Origin of the sequence: Salinivibrio sharmensis (assembly GCF_001995985.1) — a bacterium.
Lineage (GTDB): Bacteria > Pseudomonadota > Gammaproteobacteria > Enterobacterales > Vibrionaceae > Salinivibrio > Salinivibrio sharmensis.
In genome coordinates this window covers 126,638-148,766 of sequence record NZ_MUFC01000002.1, presented here as the reverse complement: position 1 = coordinate 148,766, position 22,129 = coordinate 126,638, and the positions used below count along the sequence as shown (strand labels likewise).

Below are 22,129 nucleotides of genomic sequence, written 5' to 3'. Positions count from 1 at the left end.
ACTGGCTAAGCCTTAACCATTCACTTCAAGCAAATAGTCTCGTAGTGTTTGGAAATCAGCGTCTTGCTCGCGTGAAAGCAGCGTCATTTGCGCATGCTTCGCCAGCGGTCCGGGTAGAGGAATATCTTTACCAAGGATCGCGTCAACCGACTCTTTAAATTTCGCCGGATGCGCTGTGCACAAGAAGATCCCCTCTTCTCCTTCTTCAAGCTGTTCCGCCAGCAATCGGTATGCAATTGCACCATGGGGTTCACACAAGTAGCCCGCCTGAGAGAGCGACTTTAAGCTCTCAGCCGTTTCCTCATCGTCAGCACGCCCTGAAGCAAGTTCACTCAACGTCCACTGCTCACGGCGGAAAAGCTCTTCGATACGTGGCCAGTTATTGGGTTGACTCACGTCCATGGCATTGGACAACGTGGCGATGGTTTGCTGCGGTGCCCACTCGCCTGAATCGAGATACCGTGGCACCGTATCATTGGCATTGGTGCCAGCGATAAAGCGTTTTATCGGCAGCCCCATCGCTTTAGCAAGCAAACCGGCAGTGAGGTTACCAAAGTTACCACTGGGCACCGATATCACCACCTGATCTCGCTTGTGTGGGGGAATTTGTGCTACCGCTTCAAAGTAGTAACAAATCTGTGCCATTAAGCGGCTAATGTTGATGGAGTTGGCCGAGTTAAGGCCAATTGTCTGACGAAGCTCGCTATCATCAAAGGCCTGTTTCACCATGCTTTGGCAATCATCAAAGGTGCCATTAATCGCGACCGTATGAATATTGCCACCAAGGGTGCAAAAAAGCTTTTCCTGCAGCGGGCTGATTTTGCCTTTCGGGTACAAGATGACCACGTCGATATTATCAATGCCGTAAAACGCGTGAGCGACCGCGGCTCCCGTGTCACCTGACGTTGCGGTGAGGATGGTGATCTTTTTACCATCAGACACCGCCGCTAGTGACTGCGCCATAAAACGGCCACCAAAGTCTTTAAAGGCCAATGTCGGGCCATGGAAAAGCTCTAGCGCATGAATATGGTCATCCACTTGTTCAAGTGGCGTGGCAAAGCTAAACGCATTACTAACCAGTTCGCTGACTTGGCTTTTGGGTAGTTCATCGCCAATAAGTGCAGATAAAATCTCGCTACTACGCGCCACCAAAGGCATGGCCAGTAATGCCTCGATATCGTCGAAATACGGCAGCTTATCGGGAAAGAATAACCCTTGCCCGCGACCTAGCCCTTGCTGAACAGCTTGCGAGAATGACACGGTTTCACTGTGATCTTTGATGTTGTATAGCTTCATGCCTGACTTCCTATTTCTTTCGCGCCCTGTCCATCAATGCGACATACATGAACAAAGCCATCATTATTTTGTACATAGTGCTCGCGCAACCACTGTGCTAACCGCTCTGCCACCTGCAAATCATCACAAATGCTAAATAGCGTCGGCCCTGAGCCCGAGATCCCTGTCGCCAATGCACCACAGCTGGCTGCATAGTCGCGAGCGTCGACAAACCCCGGTAGCAGTTTTTGCCGATACGGTTCGGCAACCACATCGCAAATTAAACTCGCCGCCAGTTGAGGCTGCTGGGTGTGGCACGCGTGAATAAAGCCGCCGAGGTAGCGACCATGGGCGATCACATCTTGCCGGCGATACTGGGCGGGCAAGATGGTACGCGCTTCTGCGGTCGACACTTTGATGCCCGGATAAGCCATCACCCAATACCAGTTGTCAAAATGTGGCACCGCTTGGCTAATTACCCCTTGGCTTTCCAACATCAGCTGCAAACCACCCAGGTAACACGGTGCGACATTATCATAGTGTAAGCTGCCAGATATGGACGCTTCCATCTCCCCCATGAGCGTTAACATGGTGGTCTCATCGAGCGCATAGTCATGAAAACGATTAAGGGCATCGAGCGCGGCAACGATCGAGCATGCACTGGAGCCAAGCCCTGAACCTATGGGCATATTTTTTTCCAGTACCATCGCCACCGGCCTCACAGAGAGATGGTTAGCTTTTAGCGCCTCGGCATAGGCCAAGTAAGCCTTATAGACAATGTTGTCCCGCTCATCAGAAGGCAGCTTATCTGTAAAGCGGCCTTGGCAGCGCAAGGAAAACGCCTGATCTCCTCCATCAGCAACCTCGACCACATCACCCAGCAAGCTCCCATCAACCGGGCTTACCGCGGCGCCCAGCACATCAAATCCCACGCTCACATTGCCAATAGAGGCAGGCGCATAAACACGGACAGCCATGACTAAACTCCTAACTTCCAACCTAGGGTACGCATTAAGTCCGCAAACACCCCAGCAGCGGTGACGGCTGTTCCCGCGCCATATCCACGCAGTACCAATGGAATCGGCTGATAATAACGGCTATAGAAGGCCAATGCGTTCTCACCCTCTTTGATCTTATTCATCGGGTCATCGTCGGATACCGCTTGGATTTTGACAAAGCAGCGCCCATCTTCAATGCCACCGATATACCGCAAGACTTTGCCCTCTTTGGCAGCTTCCTCTGACCATTGTTTAAAGTACGCATCGGCTTGAGGCAAGCGGGCCATGAAACTTTCAACATCGCCAGACTGATCAAAGCCAGGCGGAAGCGCTGGCTCGACCTCGACATCGTCAAGCTCCAGCTCCATTCCGGCTTCTCGAGCCAAAATCAAGAGCTTACGTGCCACGTCCATGCCCGACAGATCGTCTCGCGGATCCGGCTCGGTAAAGCCATTGTCACGCGCCACCTTGGTCGCGTCACTAAAGCTGGCACCTTCATCCAGCTTCCCGAAAATATGCGAGAGCGAACCCGATAAAATGCCAGAAAAACGTGACAATTCATCCCCCGCTGCAATCAGGTTTTGTAGGTTCTCGATAACTGGCAAACCGGCTCCCACCGTGGTTTCATACATAAACTTGCGGTGAGTCGCACGCGCGGCCTGACGCAGTTGGTGATAGTAAGCCATGCTACTGGTATTGGCTTTCTTGTTGGGGGTGATCACGTGAAAGCCTGCACGCAAGAAATCAGCATATTGATCGGCAACCTGCTGATCGGCAGTGCAGTCGATCAACACAGGGTTAATAATATGATTACGCTGAACCAGTTGGATCATGCCCGCCAAGCTGAAGCTAGATAGATGATTCGGTAACTCATCACGCCAACTATTAAGATCAATGCCTTGGCTGTTTAACCACATCCCTTTGCTGTTGGCCAGACCACACACTCGCATCACAATCCCTTGTTGTTTGAGTTTGGCTTGCTGACGGCGAATTTGCTCAATCAGCTCGCCACCCACACCACCAACACCAACGATAAACACATCCAAGTGATGTTGACTATTAAACAAGTTTTCATGACAGGCTTTGACTGCTTCTGAGACCCGCTCTGAAGGGACAACGGCAGAGATAGCACGTTCCGAGGAGCCTTGAGCAATGGCGACGATATTAACATTCACTTCCGCCAACGAGGTGAAAAAGCGCGACGCGACCCCTTTCGAGGTGCGCATGCCATCGCCCACCAAAGAGACAATCGACAGATCATCAATAAACTCGACCGGCTCAAGTAGGCCGTCTTTCAGTTCAAGCTCAAAATGGTTACTCAGCACCTTGTCGGCTTTTTCTTTGTCCTGGCGTTGAATACAAAAGCTGATGCTGTATTCAGACGAAGACTGGGTGATCAATACAATCGATACTCCTGCCGACGACATCGCGCCAAACACGCGTGACGCCATCCCCACCATGCCTTTCATACCAGGGCCTGACAGGTTAACCATGCTCAGATCGCTTAACGTAGTGATCCCTTTAATTGCCAGTTTATCTTCACCACTGTCTTCGCCAATTAAGGTGCCTTCGGCTTGCGGGTTGGTGGTGTTTTTGATTAAACACGGGATATGGAAGCGTGCGATTGGCGCAATGGTTTTTGGGTGTAACACTTTGGCGCCAAAATACGATAGCTCCATCGCCTCTTGATAGCTCAATGACTTAAGCAAGCGCGCGTCCGGCACCAACCGAGGGTCACAGTTATAGACACCGTCAACATCCGTCCAAATTTCGCAGCACTCAGCGCGTACACAGGCCGCGAGAACCGCCGCCGAGTAGTCGGATCCATTACGGCCTAACGTCACTAATTCGCCGTTTTCATTGCCGGCCATAAAGCCTGGCATCAGGCCAATATGCTTGGCTGGGATGGGGGATTGTTTAAAGCGCTGTGAGGAGGCCTCGATATCCACTTCTGCACTTAAATGGCTTCCCGACGCGGCAAAGTATTCGACCGGATCGATATCAAAGACCGCATAACCGCGCGCTTCAAGCAACGCATGCATCGCGGCGACCGATAAGCGCTCACCTTTACTGACCACGCGTGCATAAGTGCTATCAGGACAAAGGCCCAATAAGCTCATGCCATGTACATATTGACGAAGTTGGCCAAGGCTGCGAGTTAACTTATCGAACAGTGGTTGGGTCTCAAGGTTGGGTTGCCGCTCAGCAAGGCCATGGAACAAGCCGACGAAAAGCTGCTCGAGTTCTTTGAGTGGCAACTCGGCTTCCCCGTGCTTCACCGTGCTCTCGACCACAGAAACTAGAATGTTTGTGACTTTCGCGGGGGCGGATAACACGGCAGACACATCGCTCTGCCCTTGGTTACTAACGATGATATCGGCTGCGCGACTGAAGCGCTCGGCATCGGCAAGCGACGTGCCACCAAATTTTAAAACTCGCATCCGTTTGGGACCTCTCTCTTTAAGATAAAAAAAAGCCCGTACCTTTGGAGGTACGGGCTTTTTTGGAAATTCTGTGCGTATCAGCCCGCACCAACACACGTTGTGCCAGTAATAATAATGGTGGTTGTGGTGGTCTGGGTGCTGATCGTTAGTTGCATGTGTGTTGCGTTTATCATTTGTTTTGTTTGATTCTCTCTAGGTGTATCGAATCATGTTGCCAAGGTCAACAAAAAAGTGATCCTGATTGCTTTTTCAACAAAACTCTGCGAGCTTGAACGAGGGAGCAACCAAGACCGCAAGGAGCGCGAATGACCCAAGAAGCCATGGCGCAGTTAGTCGCAAATACTATTCTACAAGGCTCGGATGCCATGTATGGCCGGTTTCTCGATGTCACATCGGGCGCGCAGGAACGCTTTGAACAGCAAGACTGGAAAAGTGTTCAGCAAGCACTGAAAACCCGGATTCAGTTTTATGACCACCATGTTGGCCTTGTTAGCCAGCAGCTAGGTGCCATGCTGGGCAAAGAGCATGCGACGCGCTCCTTTTTAATGGCGGTGAAAGCCGCCTACGTCACCCTACTTGATGACTACCCGCGCTATGATATTGCGGAGAGTTTTTTTAACTCTGTTTACTGTCGGATTTTTGAACACCGCAACATTCGTCGCGACAAACTGTTCGTGCAAAGCTCCCAAGGAGGACGGATCCCTAAATATCCCACTCCCTTGTTAAGGCGCTTTCAGTCGCAAGCCGGTATCTATGCCACCTTAGAGCGCATGTTAGATAGCACGCCATTTACGTTACCTTGGCGAGATAAGAGCGGCGATCTCAAGCGTATCACCCAAATACTCCAAGCGCGGTTTGGCCCGCAGCTCACCATGAGCTTTACCCTAGAAATGGTGCGCCAGCCGTTTTTCCGCAACAAAGGCGCTTACCTTATCGGCCGACTCGATATGGCTAACCAGCGCCGACCTTTGGTGCTGCCGTTGGCGATCTCCGAACAAGGAGAGCTGTACATCGATGCCTGTATTACCGACAGTGATGATGTCAGCATTGTATTTGGTTTCGCTCGCTCGTATTTCATGGTGTATGCCCCTGTCCCGGCGGCGTTGGTGGACTTTCTCAATCAACTAATGCCCAACAAAACCCCCGCTGAGCTTTACACGGCTATCGGCTGTCAAAAACATGGTAAAACCGAGCTATATCGCGAATTTCTCTACCATCTAGATAACTCGGATGATTTATTTGATATTGCCCCTGGGGTAAAAGGAATGGTGATGTCAGTGTTCACCCTGCCTTCCTATGGGTTCGTGTTTAAAATCATCAAAGACAAGTTTGCGCCGCAAAAACAAATGACCCACGCCCAAGTCAGGGAAAAATACCGTCTAGTAAAAGAGCACGACCGAGTTGGGCGCATGGCTGATACCCAAGAGTATCGCAACTTTATTTTTCCCCGTGACCGGTTTAGCGACGCCTTGATTGACGAACTCCTCGAGGTTGCGCCGTCTTGCATTAGCGTCACCGATAACGAAGTGCGCATTCGCCACCTATACATGGAACGGCGCATGGTCCCGTTAAATCTCTATCTTGAACAAGCAGAGCCTGAGGCCATTACCCAAGCGGTACAAGAATATGGCGATGCTCTCAAAGAATTGGCCGCCGCCAATATCTTTGCCGGTGATATGCTGTTTAAAAACTTTGGCGTCAGTCGCCACAATCGGGTCATTTTCTATGATTATGATGAGATTGCTTACCTCACCGAGGTGAATTTTCGCCGTATTCCCCCACCTCGCTACCCAGAAGACGAACTCGCCGCTGAGCCTTGGTATAGCGTGGGAGAAAATGACGTGTTTCCCGAAGAGTTTCGTACCTTCTTACTGGTTAACCGTACCGTTGCCGACGAATTTGACCGCCTCCACCCTGAGTTATTTGAAGCCAGTTACTGGCAGCAACTGCAAAGCCAGGTAAAGGCAGGACATTTTCATGATGTACGTCCCTATAGTGAAGAAAACCGTTTGAACCACACCAGTGTGCAGCCAAAAACGGCCTGATATTTGCTCATTTTGTCGTGTGCTAAATGCACACTGGCGATTTAACGCCTTCATTCGCCAATATTGTGGCGAATCGTCAATGTATTGACAGGCTTGGTCTTCAAGCGTCATCAACACGAGCGAGAAGTGAGACAAAATTCGGCAGCGGTATCTATTTTTTGTCTACACTGATCACAGCGCATCAGCGACTTCTAAGACTGAGCTAAGCCTAAAAAGAACAATGAGGCACAGGATTTGAGCATAAAACAACTAGGACTGTTGGCCCTCGTCTTACAAGCTGTGGCGGCACCTGCTTGGGCTAATCCGTTCGATTGGCAAACACCGCCACAAGAGACGCCTGATCACTTCTTTATCCAGTCAATTCCGTCGGCCACGCAAGGCTTTGACAGTTGGACTATTCAGTCGGGCTACCGTTATCCGCTTAACAATGTTTCTATTTATATGGGCACGCAAGTCAAAAGCGAGAACGACCGACACACCACTCAGCAGGGGTTATTAAGCGGGATTGAGTACCGTTTTACCGACAAGCTACGTCTCTCGAGCCAGATTAGCCGTGGCAATGACGATACGCTCGTCAATCAATGGGGCGTAAACAGTCGCTACCAGTTGAATGAATCGATTGATGTTAATGCCGGGCTTGATATCGAGTTTCGGCCAGAAGCGTCTCCCGAGTCAGTCTACCAACTCGGGGTTGGACTACACTTTTAATTTCTGGGCTCGCTCAGCTGGCCAATGGCTCTGCACACACCACCACGCCATTATGATCGGCGTATAAATAATGCCCCGCCATCACTGGTACGCCTTCAAGCGCCAACGCAACATCAACCTCACCTTGGTCCCGTTTTTGCGTTTTAATCGGGCAAACACCCAGCGCTTTAATGCCGATAGGCAAGGTCGACAACGTCGCCACATCACGAACAGGCCCAGCAATCACCACTCCAGCCCAACCATTCTCTACCGCACTTTGCGCGATAAGATCGCCCAGCAAGGCTCTATCCATCGCACCAGAGCCATCCACCACCAGCACTTGCCCTTCACCAGGAGTTGCCAATATCGCTTTCACTTTTGAGTTATCGTGATGGCAACGTACCGTGCGCACCCGCCCTTCAAAACAAGGTTTAGCACCATAATCATGCCATTGCACAGGTAGCCATTGTACCGCGTCAGGGTAGTTATCACATAAGTCAGGCAGTTTATCGTCCATGATTTTTCTCCTTGGTGTTAATGAGGACATGTCTAAGAGGGAGAGACTTTAAATAATGATGAAAATCGCACATTCAGGGATTGCGGCGAGAAGTCGCTCATCAACGCCGGTAACAACCACAGCGTGTCCGTCTCTACCCAATAGATGGCGTTTTGCTCCCATTGTTGCGCCAAAGCAATCGCCTCATCCTTTTCTACAGCAACCGCGAACCCCGGCTCATACCAACTCCCATCTGGCGCACCACCATTCATTGGCCAGTAACGTATGCCTTGCTGCGCCATCGCGTTTGCAAGCTGTGCATTACGCGATTGATTCTCTTTCTCAGATAAAGGTTGGCTACGCGGATTAAATGCGGTAAGAATAGCAAATGCGTCGGCATCTGGCGCTTGAGGAGCGTGAAACGCGATGGATTGGTAAGTTTTCCACAACTCTTGCTGGTTATTGGGATCACACATTGTTTACACCTGCTCATGACTCAGACTATGCTTATTGACTAATTATGCGCTATTATTCATAAAGTTAAGCCAATAATCGTCAATAACTGACATTTAACATGCTTTTGATTGGGGTCAATAAAGGATGAAAAAAATCATCAACCCTTATCCTAATATATTGTTAGCGTGCTGTTAAATGAATACAATTGGCGGTAATTGATGGATATTAGAGTGATTGGCCTGGTGGTCAACGAGCGCCGCCACGCCCCGTCTCAAGCTGGAACTCACGGTGCGTTGTCTAGCATCGACGAACACTTCTCTATGGATGGCGTGCCATATGTTAGTTGCGAGGTTCGCGGTAGACATTCCTCGCATTTTTGTAAATTTTTTTCACAGGCTAGTCCGTCTAGACTGTGAAGTGCAACCGGATTCTATTTAGATATTAGGTATCGCCAATGCAAACCCCGCAAATTCTGATTGTAGAAGATGAACAGGTCACACGTAACACGCTAAAAAGTATCTTTGAAGCGGAAGGTTACAATGTGTTTGAAGCCAGCGATGGTGACGAAATGCATCAAGTCCTGTCTAACCATCATGTTCACCTAGTGATCATGGACATTAACTTGCCAGGAAAGAACGGCTTACTCCTTGCGCGCGAGCTGCGTGAACAAGGCGACATGGCACTGATGTTCCTCACCGGTCGCGACAACGAAGTCGACAAGATCCTTGGTTTAGAAATTGGCGCCGATGACTACATCACCAAGCCATTTAACCCTCGCGAACTGACCATCCGTGCGCGCAACTTGCTCACCCGTGCGATGAGCAGTGTCAACGACAGTGAAGAGAAGCGTAATGTCGATGTGTATGTCTTTAACGGCTGGACACTCGATATCAACAGTCGCTCGCTGATTAACCCAGAAGGGGAAACCTTTAAGCTGCCACGCTCTGAGTTCCGCGCTCTGCTTCACTTCTGTGAAAACCCAGGCAAAATCCAAACACGCGCCGAGCTGCTGAAGAAAATGACAGGGCGAGAGCTCAAGCCTCACGATCGTACCGTTGATGTGACGATCCGCCGGATCCGTAAACACTTTGAATCCCATAGTGACACCCCGGAGATTATCGCCACTATCCACGGCGAAGGTTACCGTTTCTGCGGTGAAATCGAAGAGCAATAAGTTGGCCTGTTTGAAAGATGGGGTGAATGCCCCGCAGAATTCAAATAGAAACAGAAAAGGCGCCGGTTAGGCGCCTTTTCGCTTTATGCACAGGGATTTTCCCCACCCAATCATGGTTACTTTTGCTCATCTAACCAGGCTTTTAGCACATCCAAATCATGCTGATAACCATCTTTGATTTCATCTATCCAATCAGCAATGTTTTCCCACCAAGCGGGTAATTCGGGCGATTGTGCTTTTTGCGCCACTTTTTGAATATGCTTGAGCCCCACCGATCCTGCTGCACCTTTTATCTTATGTGCCTCCGAGACAATGCCATCTTGGTCTCTTGCTGTCATGTTGGAGTCTAAGATCGCAATGTACTCTGGCATGGTTGACTCAAACATCTCAATGCTTTGCTTCACAGGCTTAACCCCTACCAACTCAACGTAGCCGGTAAGCATGTCCATATCGAGCAGGCGCTCTGCTTGTTCGTTAGCGATAGGACGGCTGGGCGCAGGATCACTCGCTGTCTCGACGTCAGTCAGCGTGGTGGATGATAGCGCATATTGTTCAATCACCTGGTTAAGAGCACTCACACTGATGGGTTTACTGATGGCATCGTCCATTCCTTTAGCAAGATAGCTGTTTTTATCATTGATGACATTGGCCGTCAGCGCGACTAAAGGTGGCAATTGTGCATACTGCTCTCGCCAGCGAGCAGCGATATCAAATCCAGTCATATCGGGCAGTTGAATGTCGAGTAACGCAAGATCGAAAGCGCCCGGCGAGAACACATCTAAAGCCGATTGCCCATCACGCGCAACGGTCACCTGATGTCCCAGACTTTCTAGCAAACTGGTGGCCACTGTAATATTAAGTTCAATATCTTCTACCAATAAGATGCGTAGCGTATTCTCCACAGGCGCCAACGCCGGGGTCTCGGCTTCCCCAGGCTCGCTCAGCGGTACACGGAGCGTGACCGTAAAGGTACTTCCCTCGCCCTCTTCGCTGTCGAGGGTAATGTCGCCATCCATCAAACGCGCCAATTTGCGCGATACCGCCAAGCCAATCCCTGTACCAACAGCGTGCAGATTTTCTCCCGCCTGCTTAACTTGGTAATACATGGCAAAAATCTTGTCTTGTTCATCGGCGGGGATCCCAATACCACTGTCTTCGACTTCGAAACACAAGTCGGCATGGTCGTCTGTCACGTCAGCACTGACGGTAATAATCACACAACCTTGTTTGGTAAATTTGACCGCATTACCGACGAGGTTCCATAGGATCTGCCGCAATCGCGTCGCATCTACCGCCACGTAGTCAGGGAGTTCGGTTACTCGTTCAAGCTCAAAGCGCAAACCTTTTTGCTCAGTCATTAACGCAGAAATATTCTCGATTTCGCTGACAAATTCATTGAAGTCCACACTGGTGGGATGCAGAGAAAGACGCTTGCGATCAGATTTATCTAAATCAATGATGTCGTTGAAAATGTTGCCCAGTGTGATTGCACTGACATAAATGGTGCGCAGATAATTTCGCTGCTTATCATCTAGGCTTGACTCCAGCAACATCCGGCTTAAGCCAACAATCCCATTAAGCGGGGTGCGCAATTCATGACTAATGGTCGAGATAAACGCGGTTTTTTCTCGGCTCGCTTTTTCCAACGCGTCTTGGTAGCGCTTACGTTCGGTAATTTCACGGCCAAAGCCAAGCAACCCAAGGTGCCGACCATCTCGGGCAAAGAAAGGCACTTTGCGTAATTCAAAATACGCTTTACGCCCGTCTTGATATTCAAGCCATTGCTCATAGGTTATCGACACATTCGAATCAAACACTTGCTGATCGGTTTCTACCACTTTCTCGGCAATGTCTTCGCGATAAACGTCCCAAGGCGTCAGCCCTTTGAGCGTTTTCTCGTCATAACCGGTTAGCTCTTCCATCGCGCGGTTACAACCAGAAAACTGGCCATCGGCATTGCGGTAATAAATCAAATCCGGCGACGCATCGATAAAAGAGCGCAGTAACGCGGTTTGCTCTGCTAGCTCAAGCTGTGCTTTTTCACGCTGATAAACTTCGTTTTCTAGATCTTTGATCGCTTGTTGGCGGGCATTCTCAGCCTTCTCACGCTCTTCAATTTCAGAGTTCAGCTGCTCAATGTTTTCGGTCAGTTGGCGGTTAAGGCGCATATCCCGCGCACGCATCTCTTCGAGCTTCGAGACCAACTTAGAGAGCCGCTGACGTGATTCTTCCAGCTGATCGACCACTACCGACAAAAAGTAGACCGCCCACGGCGTGATAATTAGGCCAAAAAAAATCGAGCGAATGATATCGATGTTTTGAACAGTGCCCTCAAGGACCAAGGTGATCCCCACTTGGACCACTACAGCCAGTGCTACTAACGCCAAGGCAAGTAGCATGCTAAACCGTACAATCCCTAATTTGACTAGCAAATCGACATAGTATTGGGCAAGAACTTTCAGTTGTTTCATAAAGGCTTATTAACCGCCAGGTTGAAAGTGAATAGACTCAGCGACCGTGGCTCGCGGAGCCTTTGATGGGCGTGAGTGGGCGCTGCCATGTTCCACACTCAAGCGATTACGGCCATGACGTTTGGCTTGATAAAGGGCGCGATCAGCGTATTGGACTAAATCTCCATAGTCCTGCTCCGGCGCTGGCGTCACACAAGCCACCCCTAGGCTCATCGTAAGCCGCCCATTCGATGCACCATCTAAGTGTTCGATGTCAGCAGCCAGCACAGCCTGTCGTGCTCGCTCGGCGACATCCATGGCGCCATTAATGTCGGTTTGCGGTAACACGATCGCAAACTCTTCTCCGCCATAGCGCGCCACCATATCCATCGGGCGATGAACGGACGATTTTAGCGCCTTAGCCACTTGTTGTAAGGCCCAGTCACCCTGCTGGTGGCCATAGTGATCGTTGTAAAGCTTAAAATGATCTATATCGCAAAGAATAAACGCCAGGGGGGTTTGCTCTCTGGCGTGTGACCGCCACAGCGTGCCCAATTGCTCGTCAAGACTGCGTCGGTTAGCCACTTGAGTGAGGCTATCAACAAAGCTGAGCGCCTGCAGTGCCATGATGGCATCGGCTAACTGTTGTTGTGTCTCTTTCCGTTCGGTGATATCTCGTGCCATCAGTAGTACAGCTGGTGCCAACGTGACCGGGTCTTGAATGCGTGACTTGGTCACCTCATACCAAGTTTGCTCACCCGTATCCGTTAAAATGACATCTTCATAGGTAATGGTTCCACCTGTTTCTAGCACCTGTTTATCACGCGCTTTGTGTTGATCAAATATCTCCGGATCCACCACATGTTGCGCTGGTGCATTCTCGAGCGCTTCAATGGTGGTGCCAAGCGCGTCTGCATAGGCTTGGTTACACGCAAGATGGTAATAGTCTTGGTCAAATATCCCAATAGGGTCGACGCTGGCTTGGAAAATCGCACTGAGCAAGTTACTTCGCTGTTCCAGCACTTGCTCAACCGAATGACGCTGCTGTGCTTCTTTTTGCAATCGCTCCTGCATCTGGTGCCAATTGGTCACGTCATGGCTGATACTCAGTGTGCCTATCACTTCCTGCTTGTCATTTTTAAGCGTCGTGATATTGGTTTCTAACAAACAGCTCTCATCGTGGTGTTGTGTCGCCCAGGTACGCACGGTTCGCGGCTCAGAGAGCGGCTCACCGGCTTGCCAAAGCACCGCCTCCTGCTCACGCCCCTGCCAGAAGCGATCAAAGGCGGCGTTGGTGCCCACCACATTTCCCTCAACATCCTGAAAGCATACGAGCTCCGCCAAGGAATTAATCACGCTTAAAAGCACACCTTGTTCTTGTTGTTGTAGGTGCCATTGAGTATTGGATTCGGACGCAGAAAATGAAATGAGCCAAGCACGTTTGCCGCGACAGCGGATCGGCAAGCCCGACAAGGTCACCTTAACCCGCACTCGATTGGCCCCCGGCGCTCTCACTTTGGCTTCAACGTTAGAAAATGGCTGAGGCCAGCGCCGAGAAATCATAAATGCACGAACCGCTTGCTGCTGTTTCTCATTGGCGGTTTTAAAGCGGTTATGACTGCCCACCAGAGAGAACGATTCCACACACGCCACATTGGCGTATAATATATCGCCACTATCGGCAGTCACAATCGCATGCGGCGTGTCTAAACCGGCCATATACACCCGCCAATCGGATAACGCCAGTGTCGCTCGGCGCGCGCGCCAACCGTAGCCAAGCAAAGCGCCTAACACCAAAACCAAGCTAAAACTCAAAAACGCCATGCCACTCCTGTCTGCCCTATTGCTGTCCTTGATCGTATTCACGCACTACCTCACCGGCGACGTATTCTGCCACAGTTTTGATAGAACGCGTGATTGTCCTGTTCACAGCTTTGCGAATATCATTTGTTATTTTATTACATCAATTGACAGTGCTTTTTGCTATGAAAGAGAAAGCATATAACGCACCCTTCTTTATTTATCATCAAAGCTAGAATNTTATTTAATAATTATTTAACAAAAAAGCATAATTGCGAATAGATATTATTTATAAATATAACCCAAATAAATACATATTAATCATGCAGTTATGTAAAAAACCAACCTTGATAAGGATGCATAAAGAATGCATATAAAAATTTGACCTTTGCAAGGTTTGCCGTTAATTTGGAAGGTCGCTGAATAGCGCTTTGCCCGTGCATTCTCTGTCAATCCATCTATAAAACAGTGAGTTAGGGAGTAAATTACCTACTTTTCTCGTTAAAAAATCACAACATAACGAGCGCACAATCACAAAGTGAAGCTGTTCAGAGTGGTCAGGAGGATCACGACAATAAATGCAATCACTGCGCGTAACGCAGTAGCAAGGGAGAATTGCAATGTCGCTGTACAACCCAATGTTGGAAAAAGATAACTGTGGTTTTGGCCTTATCGCCCATCAAGAAGGGGAGCCAAGCCATAAACTGGTTCGTACCGCCATCGCTGCACTTGACCGCATGACCCACCGAGGTGGTATCAACTCTGACGGCAAGACAGGCGATGGTTGTGGACTGCTGCTGCAAAAGCCCGACCGCTTTTTCCGCCTTATTGCCGAACAAAATCAATGGAAGCTAAGCCGCCTGTACGCGGTGGGCATGATTTTTCTCAGTGCCGATCCGGTAAAAGCCCAACAAGCCAAACAACGCTTCGAGCAAGAAATCAACGCTGAAACACTCTCAGTGGTGGGGTGGCGGACGGTGCCGACCAACCCAGACGTACTCGGAGACATCGCCAAACAGTCTCAGCCCGTCATTGAACAAGTGTTTATCAATGGCCCAGCAGGCTGGCGCGCACGCGATTTAGAGCGACGCCTGTATATAGCACGCCGCCGTGCAGAAAAAGCCTTAGCAGACGATGCGGACTTTTATGTCACCAGCCTATCCACACAAACCATTGTTTACAAAGGTTTGTGTATGCCAGCGGATCTACCACGCTTTTACACCGATCTCGCGGATCTGCGCTTAGAGTCATCAATTTGTTTGTTCCACCAGCGTTTCAGTACCAATACGCAGCCACGCTGGCCACTCGCCCAACCCTTTAGGTATCTTGCCCACAACGGTGAGATCAACACCATTGAGGGTAACCGTCAGTGGGCGCGCACACGCGCATACAAGTTTAACTCCCCCTTATTGCCCGACTTGCATCAAGCCGCGCCATTTGTAAATGAATCAGGCTCTGACTCCTCAAGCCTCGACAACATGATGGAAGTCTTTCTCGCCGGCGGGATGGACTTATTCCGAGCCATGCGTCTGCTGGTGCCGCCCGCATGGCAAAACCATCCAGATATGGACGACGAACTGCGCGCATTTTATGACTTCAACTCCATGCATATGGAGCCCTGGGACGGCCCTGCAGGCATCGTTATGTCAGATGGTCGCTATGCCGCCTGTAACCTTGACCGCAACGGCCTGCGCCCAGCGCGCTATGTGGTCACCAAAGACAAGTTTATTACGCTCGCCTCCGAGATAGGCATCTGGGATTACGCCCCTGACGAAGTGTCAGAAAAAGGCCGGGTCGGCCCGGGTGAGCTGTTAGTGATCGACACCCGCGAGGGTAAAATTTGGCATTCGGGTGAAATCGATGATGAGCTAAAAAGCCGCCACCCGTATCGTGAGTGGTTGGATCAACACGTTCGTCGTCTCACCCCCTTTGAAGACTTAGATCCTGACACCAGTGAAGGCAGTCGCAACCTCAAAGACGCCCAGCTTAAGACCTATCAAAAGCTGTTTGGGATGTCGAATGAGGAAGTCGACCAGGTCATCAAAGTACTCGGGGATATTGGCCAAGAAGCCACCGGCTCTATGGGCGATGATACGCCGATGGCCGTTTTATCATCACGCCCGCGCTGTGTGAGCGATTATTTCCGGCAAAAATTTGCCCAGGTGACGAACCCACCGATTGATCCGCTGCGTGAAAACCACGTGATGTCACTGGCCACCTGTATTGGCCGTGAAATGAACGTGTTCTGCGAAACCGACGGTCACGCCGAGCGAGTGGCGTTTAAATCGCCTGTCCTCTTGTTCTCAGATTTGGTCCAGCTGCTCGAGTTAGACGATACGTATTATCGCAACAGCATTTTGGATATTAATTACGATCCGAATGAGAAAGATCTTCACCAAGCTATCTTAGATTTATGCGATGAAGCCGAGCGCTGTGTCCGTGATGGAACCGTCTTGGTGGTGCTGTCAGACCGCAGCATCAATAAAGACACGCTCCCTATTCCCGCCGCCATGGCAGTTGGTGCGGTACAAAAACGCTTAGTGAACCAAAACCTGCGCTGTGATGCCAACATCATTATCGAAACCGGCAGCGCTCGCGACCCGCATCAGTTTGCGGTATTACTCGGGTTTGGTGCCACGGCGGTTTACCCTTATTTAGCCTACGAAACCCTGGCAAACCTTGTTGATATCGGTGCCGTCGATAAGCCGTATCGCGACGTGATGGTCAATTTCCGAAACGGGATTAATAAAGGCCTTTACAAGATCATGTCGAAAATGGGGATTTCAACCATCGCCTCTTATCGTTGCTCACAGCTGTTCGAGGCGGTCGGCTTACACCAGGATGTGATCGAGCTTTGTTTCAAAGGCGTGGCCAGCCGCATTCAAGGTGCCAACTTTGATGATTTCCAACAAGATTTGGTCAACCTATCACGCCGAGCATGGATCAAGCGTAAACCGCTCGAACATGGAGGTCTGCTTAAGTATGTCCACGATGGCGAATACCACGCGTACAACCCAGATGTGGTGACCAACTTGCAAAGCGCGGTGCGCTCTGGTGAGGCCATGGATTACAAGACCTACGCCAAAACCGTCAACGAGCGTCCTGTGGCAACCTTGCGCGATTTAATGCAACTGAAAAAAGCGGCCTCTCCGGTTGCGCTCGAGCGCGTTGAGCCGGCAACGGAGCTGTTCAAACGCTTTGACTCGGCGGCGATGTCTATCGGTGCCTTGAGCCCAGAAGCGCACGAAGCGCTGGCCATCGCCATGAACCGTCTCGGCGGACACTCTAACTCGGGCGAAGGGGGCGAAGACCCACGTCGTTTCAATAGCGAGCGCAATTCACGCATCAAGCAGATTGCATCCGGTCGCTTTGGCGTTACCCCGCACTACCTGACCAATGCGGATGTGCTGCAAATCAAGGTTGCCCAAGGTGCCAAACCGGGTGAAGGCGGACAACTGCCTGGCCATAAGGTGACAGCAGAAATTGCTAAACTGCGTTTCTCCGTCCCAGGCGTGACCTTGATTTCGCCTCCACCGCACCATGATATTTACTCGATTGAAGACTTGGCACAGCTGATCTTCGATTTAAAACAAGTGAACCCGCAAGCAATGGTTTCGGTCAAGCTGGTTTCAGAGCCTGGTGTTGGCACCATTGCCACTGGGGTCGCCAAAGCGTATGCCGACCTGATTACTATTTCAGGGTATGACGGTGGAACAGGGGCGAGTCCGCTCACCTCGGTTAAATACGCTGGTAGTCCATGGGAATTGGGTCTTGCTGAAACCCAGCAAGCACTGGTTGAAAACGGCTTACGCCATAAGATCCGCTTACAAGTCGACGGGGGGCTAAAAACCGGTTTAGACATCGTCAAAGCAGCTATCTTAGGCGCAGAAAGCTTTGGCTTTGGTACTGCACCAATGGTCGCACTTGGCTGTAAATACCTTCGTATTTGCCACCTCAATAACTGTGCCACCGGCGTCGCTACTCAGGATGAAACCTTGCGTAGTGAATACTTTAAAGGTCTCCCCGAGCAAGTGATGAACTTCTTCAAAGGCCTGGGTGAAGAAGTGCGCGAGCTGCTGGCCGAACTAGGGGTGGAAAAGCTCACCGATCTGATTGGCCGAACGGACCTTCTTGAAGCAGTTGATGGCTTTACAGCCAAGCAACTGAAGCTCGATTTGAGCCACATTCTCGATGCGCCGACACCTTGGCCAGGTAAGACCTTATATTGCAGTGAGCCGAACACACCGTTTGATAAAGCCGAGCTAAACCAAGCGCTACTCGGTGAACTGGGTGAAGCCATTGCCGCCAACCACAGTGCCAGCATATACAAATCGGTCCGTAATACCGACCGTTCAGTCGGTGCCAGCTTGTCAGGGGCGATTGCTAAGCGTTATGGCAATGCGGGCATGGCTGCCAACCCACTGGATGTGCAACTGCAAGGCACCGCGGGCCAATCTCTCGGGGTATGGAATGCCGCAGGGGTCAACATCACCCTTATCGGTGATGCCAACGACTACGTGGGTAAAGGCATGAGCGGCGGACAGATTGTGATCCGCCCCCCCGTCGGCTCAGCATTTGCCAGTCACGAGTCTACCATCATGGGTAACACCTGCTTATACGGTGCGACGGGCGGTAAATTGTTTGCAGCGGGTAAAGCCGGTGAGCGTTTTGCCGTACGTAACTCTGGCGTCCATGCCATCGTGGAAGGCGCGGGCGACAATGCGTGTGAATACATGACCGGGGGCATTGTCGCCATTCTCGGTCGCACTGGGGTCAACTTTGGCGCCGGGATGACCGGTGGCTTCGCGTACGTGCTTGATGAAGAGGGCGACTTTAATGGTCGGATTAACCCTGAGTTGGTTGAAGCCCTGTCGCTGGAAGCTTTGGCTATCCATCAAGAGCACCTACGTGGCCTGATAGCCCAGCATTTCGAGCTGACCGGCTCGGATCGTGCGCAGCAGCTGCTCGATGACTTTGACGCTTGGGTACATCGCTTCTACCTCGTCAAGCCAAAAGCCGCGGATGTAAATACCTTATTAGGCCACCAAAGTCGCAGCGCTGCTGAGCTGCGCGTTCAGGCGCAGTAAAAGGAGGGACCCATGAGCCAGAACATCTATCAGTTTATTGATGTGCAGCGCATTGACCCGCGCAAAAAAGCGATCGAGACGCGTAAAATTGAGTTCGTGGAAATATACGAACCGTTCACCGAGAAAGAAGTGTCAGCACAAGCCGATCGCTGCCTTGATTGTGGCAACCCCTACTGTGAATGGAAGTGTCCCGTGCACAACTATATTCCACAGTGGCTCAAGCTTGCTAACGAGGGGCGGATTATAGAAGCGGTTGAGCTATCGCACCAAACCAATAGTTTGCCGGAAGTCTGCGGTCGTGTGTGCCCACAAGATCGCCTGTGTGAGGGAGATTGCACCCTCAACGATGATTTTGGCGCGGTAACCATCGGCAATGTCGAGAAGTACATCACCGATAAAGCGTTTGAAATGGGCTGGAAGCCTGACATGTCACACGTTGAGTGGACCGATAAAAAGGTCGCGGTAATTGGTGCCGGTCCAGCAGGGCTCGCCTGTGCCGACGTGCTGGTTCGTAACGGAGTGAAACCTGTGGTCTTTGACCGCTACCCAGAAATTGGCGGCCTGCTGACCTTTGGTATTCCATCGTTTAAGCTCGAAAAAGATGTGATGCGGCATCGCCAGCGTGTCTTTACCGAGATGGGCGTCGAATTTCGCCTCAACACCGAAGTGGGCAAAGATATTGACATGCAAACCTTGGTCGATGACTACGATGCGGTCTTCTTAGGGGTAGGCACCTACAAGTACATGCGTGCAGGGCTGGCTAATGAAGATGCGCCCGGCGTCTTTGATGCGCTGCCCTTCTTAGTCTCCAACACCTACAAGGTGATGGAACTGAATGACGCACCACCGTTCATCGATATGGCCGGCAAACGTGTGGTGGTACTCGGTGGTGGCGATACTGCGATGGACTGTGTTCGTACCTCGATTCGCCAACAAGCCGCCAGTGTCACCTGTGCCTACCGCCGAGATGAAGAAAACATGCCTGGCTCGCGCCGTGAGGTCAAAAATGCCCGCGAAGAAGGGGTGAACTTTATGTTCAACCTGCAACCGTTAGGGATTGAAGTTGATGGTAATGGTAACGTGAGCGGCGTCACTGTGGTGAAAACCCAGCTCGGAGAGCCTGATGCTGCGGGGCGGCGCCGCCCAGAGCCGATTGAAGGCAGTGAACATGTGCTGGAAGCGGATGCGGTTATCATGGCCTTTGGTTTCCAGCCACACGCGATGGAATGGCTAGAACCTTACGATGTCGCCCTGGATGAGCGTGGTCGCATCCAAGCGCCAGCAAAAGGTGATATCTTGTATCAAACCACTAACCCCAAAATTTTTGCCGGGGGCGATGCGGTAAGAGGTTCTGACTTGGTGGTCACCGCCATTGATGAAGGTCGCAAAGCCGCCGAAGGGATCATGGATTACCTGGAAGTGTAGCCCTGCGGCAATCAACCCATGTGACACCATATCGAGATAATCGATTGAGAAGTGCCTCAAAGGAGGCACTTTTTTATTGCCTCATGTACACTATCGGCATTTATGCGAACAGGATTATCACCATGAAAATCGGCATCATTGGCGCAATGGAGCAAGAAGTGACTCTGCTGCGCGACAAGCTTGAAAACAGCACAACCCACCAAGAAGGCGGTTGCACCTTTTATACGGGGACGCTGCAAGGCCATGATATCGTGTTACTTCAGTCTGGCATTGGTAAGGTCGCTGCGGCGGTCGGCACAAGCTTGCTGCTATCGCAATTCAAGCCCGATTGGGTGATCAACACAGGCTCAGCGGGCGCGTTCGAGCCTTCACTTAACCTAGGTGACGTGGTGGTGTCTTCCAAAGTCTGCTATCACGATGCTGATGCCACTGCTTTCGGCTATCAAATGGGACAGGTTCCGCAGCAACCGGCGGTGTTCGAGTCCGATGAAGCGTTAATGCAACTTGCGGAAAAAGCAGTGGATAGCCAAACACATGTGGTGCGTGGCTTGATCTGTACCGCCGATACCTTTGTCCACACCGATGCCCACCGCCAACATATCCATACCCACTTCCCAAATGCAGTGGCCGCAGAAATGGAAGCGGCGGCAATTGCGCAAGTGTGTGCTCAGTTTGCCACCCCTTTTGTGGTGGTGCGTGCCATCTCGGATGTGGTCGCCGAAAAAGAGTCACCCATGACCTTTGAAGAGTTTCTGCCGTTAGCGGCGAAAAGCTCATCGGCCATGGTGGAAAACATGGTCGCAATGATTGACGCCTGATCGCACGCCCCCATGGATGATTTGCTCAATCCGCAACAATGGATGATCTACGCCGCCGACCAAGGCCGCTTATGGGCGTTGTGGTTGGCGGTATTAGTGCACTGGCTACTCCCATTGCCCAGTCAGTATTCCCCGTTTCAATACTGGCGACAGTATGCAGCGTTGCTCGCGAGCCAAGTCAACAAAGACACAGATCCTAAGCGCCAACGTAAGCTTGCCGGTGCGCTCGCCTTAATGTTAATGAGCGGCACCCTCGCCATTTTTTTAATCGCCACCCGTGAGCTCGTGTGGTCGCGTCCCCTGTTCGATGCCATATTACTCTGGCTCGCACTTGATTGGCGCCCCATCGATCAGTTTGGCCACGCCATCGCCCACGCGATAGACCAACATGACAAAGGCGCAGCGCGCGCGTTGCTCGCCACACGCGTCAACCGTGAAACCGAGTCTCTGTCATTGATAGGAATAGGGAAAGCGGGCGCGGAAACACTGCTGCTCGGCACAGCGCGGCACTGTGTTTGCGTGATATTTTATTATCTGCTCGCAGGCGGTGTCGGTGCCTTGCTATACACCAGCTTGGTACACCTTCACCGCGTTTGGACCCCAAGCCGCTTAAGCTATTACCCGTTCGGGCTCGCCAGCGCCCGCTTATTGAACCTGCTGGATATAGTGCCAATGGGGCTGTTTGCTGTGATCGTGGCAATGAGCCGTCAACCTTGGTCACACCTAAAAACCGGCTGGCAGCAGGGCAAACGCTGGCGAACGCCTGGTTCAGGTTGGCTACTCGCGTGTGCGGGCAGCCGCTTCCAGCTCTCTCTGGGCGGCCCGGCTGTCTATCAAGGCACCAAGACCTTGAGAACCAAAATTGGCTATGGGGTCACCCCGGCGTGTTATCACCTTTTATTGCTGCGCTTGAAGTTAACCCACAGTGTTTTAATCTGGCTCGGGTTATGCTCGTTGGTTTTATTGGTTTAAGG

14 protein-coding genes and 1 other annotated feature are annotated in these 22,129 nt (G+C 51.1%); of the genes, 7 read left to right on the top strand and 7 right to left on the bottom strand.

Annotated elements, in window-relative coordinates:
• Positions 1 to 12 precede the first annotated feature (12 nt).
• From thrC to thrA, 3 genes are read right to left on the bottom strand one after another with little or no spacing between them, the layout of a single operon-like run.
• Entirely contained in the window at positions 13 to 1,296 is a 1,284-nt protein-coding gene (thrC, locus tag BZG74_RS02715) for a threonine synthase (protein ID WP_077771230.1), read from the bottom strand.
• Positions 1,293 to 2,252, bottom strand: a complete 960-nt coding sequence (thrB, locus tag BZG74_RS02710; protein ID WP_077771229.1) for a homoserine kinase — start codon at positions 2,250 to 2,252, stop codon at positions 1,293 to 1,295. The genes thrC and thrB overlap by 4 nt, the downstream gene beginning before the upstream one ends.
• Positions 2,253 to 2,254: 2 nt before the next feature.
• A complete protein-coding gene (gene thrA / locus BZG74_RS02705; protein WP_077771228.1) occupies positions 2,255 to 4,714 on the bottom strand; it encodes a bifunctional aspartate kinase/homoserine dehydrogenase I in 2,460 nt (819 codons plus the stop codon).
• Positions 4,715 to 4,739: 25 nt separating this feature from the next.
• Positions 4,740 to 4,856, bottom strand: a sequence feature (Thr leader region).
• A gap of 166 nt (positions 4,857 to 5,022) precedes the next feature.
• Here thrA and aceK point away from each other — a divergent pair.
• A complete protein-coding gene (aceK, locus tag BZG74_RS02700; protein WP_077771227.1) occupies positions 5,023 to 6,762 on the top strand; it encodes a bifunctional isocitrate dehydrogenase kinase/phosphatase in 1,740 nt (579 codons plus the stop codon).
• A gap of 234 nt (positions 6,763 to 6,996) precedes the next feature.
• The gene (locus BZG74_RS02695) at positions 6,997 to 7,470 is read left to right on the top strand and encodes a hypothetical protein (protein ID WP_077771226.1); all 474 of its coding nucleotides are present in this window, start codon (positions 6,997 to 6,999) and stop codon (positions 7,468 to 7,470) included.
• A gap of 13 nt (positions 7,471 to 7,483) precedes the next feature.
• Here BZG74_RS02695 and BZG74_RS02690 read toward each other — a convergent pair whose 3' ends face one another.
• Together BZG74_RS02690 and BZG74_RS02685 are read right to left on the bottom strand one after the other, a co-directional pair.
• A complete protein-coding gene (locus BZG74_RS02690) occupies positions 7,484 to 7,966 on the bottom strand; it encodes a putative 4-hydroxy-4-methyl-2-oxoglutarate aldolase (protein WP_077771225.1) in 483 nt (160 codons plus the stop codon).
• A 32-nt stretch (positions 7,967 to 7,998) separates the two neighbouring features.
• Positions 7,999 to 8,421: a DUF3293 domain-containing protein gene (locus BZG74_RS02685; RefSeq protein WP_077771224.1), complete on the bottom strand. Its 423-nt coding sequence runs from the start codon at positions 8,419 to 8,421 to the stop codon at positions 7,999 to 8,001.
• 434 nt (positions 8,422 to 8,855) lie between these two features.
• Between BZG74_RS02685 and arcA the strand changes: the two genes are divergently transcribed.
• Positions 8,856 to 9,575, top strand: coding sequence for a two-component system response regulator ArcA (gene arcA / locus BZG74_RS02680; protein ID WP_077771223.1), 720 nt, complete (start codon positions 8,856 to 8,858; stop codon positions 9,573 to 9,575).
• Positions 9,576 to 9,691: 116 nt separating this feature from the next.
• On the opposite strand, the gene arcB is transcribed toward arcA, so the two are convergent.
• Both arcB and BZG74_RS02670 read right to left on the bottom strand, forming a co-directional pair.
• Positions 9,692 to 12,046: an aerobic respiration two-component sensor histidine kinase ArcB gene (gene arcB, locus BZG74_RS02675; protein ID WP_077771222.1), complete on the bottom strand. Its 2,355-nt coding sequence runs from the start codon at positions 12,044 to 12,046 to the stop codon at positions 9,692 to 9,694.
• Positions 12,047 to 12,055: 9 nt separating this feature from the next.
• Positions 12,056 to 13,849 (bottom strand): GGDEF domain-containing protein, encoded by a 1,794-nt coding sequence (locus BZG74_RS02670; RefSeq protein ID WP_077771221.1) that lies wholly within the window; start codon positions 13,847 to 13,849, stop codon positions 12,056 to 12,058.
• A 596-nt stretch (positions 13,850 to 14,445) separates the two neighbouring features.
• On the opposite strand from BZG74_RS02670, the gene gltB reads away from it, so the two are divergent.
• From gltB to BZG74_RS02650, 4 genes are all read left to right on the top strand, one after another.
• The gene (gene gltB, locus BZG74_RS02665; protein ID WP_077771220.1) at positions 14,446 to 18,912 is read left to right on the top strand and encodes a glutamate synthase large subunit; all 4,467 of its coding nucleotides are present in this window, start codon (positions 14,446 to 14,448) and stop codon (positions 18,910 to 18,912) included.
• 12 nt (positions 18,913 to 18,924) lie between these two features.
• The gene (locus tag BZG74_RS02660) at positions 18,925 to 20,337 is read left to right on the top strand and encodes an FAD-dependent oxidoreductase (protein ID WP_077771219.1); all 1,413 of its coding nucleotides are present in this window, start codon (positions 18,925 to 18,927) and stop codon (positions 20,335 to 20,337) included.
• A 122-nt stretch (positions 20,338 to 20,459) separates the two neighbouring features.
• The gene (mtnN, locus tag BZG74_RS02655; RefSeq protein WP_077771369.1) at positions 20,460 to 21,155 is read left to right on the top strand and encodes a 5'-methylthioadenosine/S-adenosylhomocysteine nucleosidase; all 696 of its coding nucleotides are present in this window, start codon (positions 20,460 to 20,462) and stop codon (positions 21,153 to 21,155) included.
• A 12-nt stretch (positions 21,156 to 21,167) separates the two neighbouring features.
• Positions 21,168 to 22,127 (top strand): cobalamin biosynthesis protein, encoded by a 960-nt coding sequence (locus tag BZG74_RS02650; protein WP_077771218.1) that lies wholly within the window; start codon positions 21,168 to 21,170, stop codon positions 22,125 to 22,127.
• Positions 22,128 to 22,129 lie beyond the last annotated feature (2 nt).